Source organism: Curtobacterium sp. B8 (assembly GCF_000333315.1).
GTDB classification, from domain to species: Bacteria; Actinomycetota; Actinomycetes; order Actinomycetales; family Microbacteriaceae; genus Curtobacterium; species Curtobacterium luteum.
In genome coordinates this window covers 1-3,752 of sequence record NZ_BACW01000367.1, presented here as the reverse complement: position 1 = coordinate 3,752, position 3,752 = coordinate 1, and the positions used below count along the sequence as shown (strand labels likewise).

Below are 3,752 nucleotides of genomic sequence, written 5' to 3'. Positions count from 1 at the left end.
ATGATCATCAAGTAGTCGACCCAGCCCAAGTCGAGCCGGATCCCGCTGTTCGCTGCCGCGAGAACCATTCACACTCCACGTCGATGTGTTGCAGCCGACAACTCCGCCGGCCCGGACGGAGACGGTACACCGATTTGTGACCGTTCACATAGCCAGCGCATGTTCCTGCTGGTACCGGCACCCGCCCGGCCTGCTCGCTAGGCTCGGACCCATGACCGCCCCGCGCATCCTCGTGCTCAACGGCCCGAACCTCGACATCCTCGGCCGACGCGACCCGGCGCAGTACGGCACGACGACCCTGGCCGAGATCGAGGCCATCGTGCACACCGAGGCCGCGGTCCACGAGCTCGAGGCCGACTTCCGCCAGACCAACCGCGAGGGCGAGCTCGTGGAGTGGCTGCACGAGGCGCTCGACGACTTCGTCGGGGTGGTGATCAACCCCGCGGCCTACGCGCACACGTCGGTGGCGCTCCACGACGCGGTCGAGGCGCTCACCGTGCCCGTCGTCGAGGTGCACCTGTCGAACACGTGGAAGCGCGAGCCGTTCCGGCACGTCGACCACGTGGCGACCGCGGCGACGGCGGTCATCGCCGGCGCAGGAGCCGACGGGTACCGGCTCGCGGTCGCACACGTCGCGTCGCTGGTGGCGGACCCCACCGACTGACGGCCTGGAGGCACGGTGCGGGCCCGGCCCGCACCTCCCGTCCGCCTGATGGTCGCGGCGGCACGGGTGAGCGACCCCGCCCATCGGACGGCGTCCGGCGGCGCCGCCGGCGGCCCGCGGCCCGCGGACCGCGACCCGCTAGAACTCGGCGGGACGGCGCACGTCGGGCATGCCGGCCGTGGCGAAGCCCCCGCGGATGATCGGGACGGCCCGCCGGACGGCCTGGTCGATGCGGAGCTCGAGGTCGACGCTCGCGATGTCGTAGCCGCCCTCGCGCTTGGCGAAGTCGCGCTCGTTGCCGAACACCCCGAGCGGCAGCGTCGTCGACTGGAAGAAGCCGAACAGCGGCCGCATCTGGTGCTCGACGAGCAGGGCGTGCCGGTCGCTGCCACCCGTCGCCGTGAGGAGCACCGGGGTGTCGACGAGGTCGTACTGTCCGACCCAGTCGAAGAAGAGCTTGAACGCGCCCGAGTAGGCGGCGCGGAAGGCGGGGCTGCCCACGACGAGGACATCGGCCGACTCGACGAGCTCGAGCGCGCGGACCGTCGCCGGCGCCATGGCCTCCCGCGAGCCGGCTGCGCCGAGGTCCGCCAGGAGCGGGCCGATCTCCACGGTCTCGGTCCGAGCGTCCTCGATCTCCTGCCCGAGCCGCTCGACGGTCGCCGCGACCAGGGTCGAGGTCCGGGACGGGTCGGACGGGCTGCCGCTGACGCCGACGACGAGTTCTCCGCTCATGCCGTCGATGCTCACACGCGGGGCGGGCCCGAGGTGCGCGTGTGACGGCATGTGTCGGGCAGCACTGCCAGAGCGCGGCGCGTACGGTCGGGTCGATGCAGACGTTCCTGCCGTTCGCGGACTTCCGGGCCTCGGCCGAGGTGCTCGACGACCGACGACTCGGCAAGCAGCGGGTCGAGACGCTCCAGGTGATGCGTGCGCTGACGATCCCCGGGTACGGGTGGCAGAACCACCCCGTCACCGCGATGTGGCGGGGGTACCGACCGGCGCTCATGGCGTACCAGGACGCGACCTGCGCGGTCTGGGTCGAGCGCGGGCACCCGGACACCTGTCGTGACAAGACCGTGGCGGACCTGGCGCTCGTGCCCGAGGACCTCGAGGCGTACGCGTCCGGTCGGTTCGCGGTGCCGCCGTGGAACGACGACGAGGAGCTGCACCGGTCACACCGGTCGAAGCTGCTGCAGAAGGCGCCGGAGCACTACCGGCCGCTGTTCCCGGACGACCCGGACGACCTGCCGTACGTCTGGCCGGGAACGGTCGCGGCGGGCGCTCGCGACTGACGGCCGGCGCTCGCGGATGACGGACGGCGCTCGCGAATGACGGACGGCGCTCGCGACTGACGCGGGCGGCACGAGCGCGCGGTCAGGCGGTCCCGCGGCATGCGTCGCGGGCACGGGCGACACCGGCCCGCCGTGGGCGTCAGGGGACGGCGTCGTCCAGGGGATCGACGCCACGCCCACGGCGGATCGCGGTGTGCGGCGGGGCACGACGACAGGGGGATGCCGTGCCCCGCGCCGGACGCAGATCAGGGGTTCGCGTCCGGCTGGGTGCACCGCGCGCCCACAGGGGGACGGACGTCGCGGTGCTGGTCGGGCAGTGGTGTACCTCAGTGGGGGTGTTCGGTGTCCCCTCGGTACCGGTCCGATTCGGTCGGTGTGGGCATCGACCGGCGCTCGGATCCGTGGGCGGCGGCTCGGTCGCAGGCCGGCCGGATCATCGGGAGCAGGGCACTCCCGACGGTCGCGAGGGCGCCGACGACGGCGATGACCCCGAGGGGTCCGGCGCCGAGGTCGTGCTGGGCGGCCACGACGAGCGCGAGGACGGTCGCGGGGGCGGGGAGGAGCTGGACTGCCCGGAAGCGGTCCTCCCGCCGGACCCGAGTCGTGATCGCGTTTGCCATGAGGACAGCCTGACGCACTTCAGCGGTCCGCAAAAGGGGGGACACGTCCCCACTCATGGAGTAGAACGTCTAGTACACTCTGCGAAGGTGCCGGGCGGTCGGTCAGGCCAGCGCGCGCACCGCGGCGACGGCGTCCCGCACCGCCTCGACGACGAGCGGGACGTCGGCCTCGGTGAGCGTCTCGTCGAAGGTCAACCGCACGGCCGACCGCGCGGTGTCCTCGTCGAGCCCGAGCGCGGTGAGGACGTGCGACGCCTCGGTGCTGCCAGCCGCGCACGCGCTCCCCGAGGAGGACACGACGTCGCGCTGCTCCAGTTCCAGCAGCACGGTCTCGCCGTGCACGCCCGGGAAGCAGAACGAGGCGTGCCCCGGCAGCCGGGCCGTCCGCGAGCCCGTGACGATCGACCCGGGCACCGCGGCGAGGACCCCGTCGAGGACGGCCTCGCGCGTCCGGGTCGCCCGGTCCGCCGCGTCCGCCCGCTCCCCCGCGTGCAGCGTCAGCGCCGTGGCGACCGCGACCGCGCCAGCGACGTCCTCCGTGCCCGACCGCCGCCCCCGCTCCTGCCCGCCCCCGTGCAGGAGCGGCTCCAGCGGCGTCCCCGAACGCACGACGAGGACGCCGGTGCCCTTGGGCGCACCGAGCTTGTGACCGGACAGCGAGACGGCGTCGGCGTCGGTGTCGGACGGCCCGACCGGCAACCACGGCGCGGACTGCACCGCGTCGGAGTGGAAGCGGGCGCCGACCGCGCGAGCGACCGCCGCGAGCGCTCGGACGTCCTGGACCGTGCCGACCTCGTTCGATGCGTGCGCGATCGACACGAGCGTGGTGTCCGGTCGGAGGGCCGCGGCGAGTACCTCCGGGTCGACCACGCCGTCCCCGTCGACCGGCAGCACCGTCACGTCGAAGCCGTGGTGTCGCTCGAGGTACCGGCAGCTCTCGAGCACGGCCTCGTGCTCGATCGCGCTCGTGACCACGTGCCGTCCCCGGGGAGCTGCGAGCGCGATGCCCTTCACGGCCGTGTTCGCCCCTTCCGTCCCGCCGGTGGTGAACACGACCTCCGCCGGGCGGCACCCGAGCACCCGGGCGGCCGCGGCGCGGGCGTCGGCGAGACCCCGCGCAGCGGCGTCGCCGACCCCGTGCGTCGACGAGGGGTTCCCGAACGTCCCCGTCAG

At 73.7% G+C, this 3,752-nt stretch carries 5 protein-coding genes; 2 read left to right on the top strand and 3 right to left on the bottom strand.

The genetic code is table 11. The annotated features are described in order from the left end of the window. The first annotated feature begins 211 nt into the window (after window positions 1-211). On the top strand, window positions 212-664 hold the full coding sequence (gene aroQ, locus I59_RS09565) for a type II 3-dehydroquinate dehydratase (protein WP_022903679.1): 453 nt from the start codon (window positions 212-214) through the stop codon (window positions 662-664). 138 nt (window positions 665-802) lie between these two features. On the opposite strand, the gene I59_RS09560 is transcribed toward aroQ, so the two are convergent. Continuing rightward, window positions 803-1,399 (bottom strand): NAD(P)H-dependent oxidoreductase, encoded by a 597-nt coding sequence (locus I59_RS09560; RefSeq protein ID WP_031273517.1) that lies wholly within the window; start codon window positions 1,397-1,399, stop codon window positions 803-805. Between the two features lie 95 nt (window positions 1,400-1,494). On the opposite strand from I59_RS09560, the gene I59_RS09555 reads away from it, so the two are divergent. Continuing rightward, window positions 1,495-1,959 (top strand): MSMEG_6728 family protein, encoded by a 465-nt coding sequence (locus I59_RS09555; RefSeq protein WP_022903677.1) that lies wholly within the window; start codon window positions 1,495-1,497, stop codon window positions 1,957-1,959. Between the two features lie 326 nt (window positions 1,960-2,285). On the opposite strand, the gene I59_RS09550 is transcribed toward I59_RS09555, so the two are convergent. Together I59_RS09550 and I59_RS09545 are read right to left on the bottom strand one after the other, a co-directional pair. Further along, a complete protein-coding gene (locus I59_RS09550; protein ID WP_022903676.1) occupies window positions 2,286-2,579 on the bottom strand; it encodes a hypothetical protein in 294 nt (97 codons plus the stop codon). Between the two features lie 102 nt (window positions 2,580-2,681). Beyond that, window positions 2,682-3,752, bottom strand: a 1,071-nt coding sequence (locus tag I59_RS09545) for a cysteine desulfurase family protein (RefSeq protein WP_031273516.1), incomplete at its 5' end; no start/stop codon positions are given.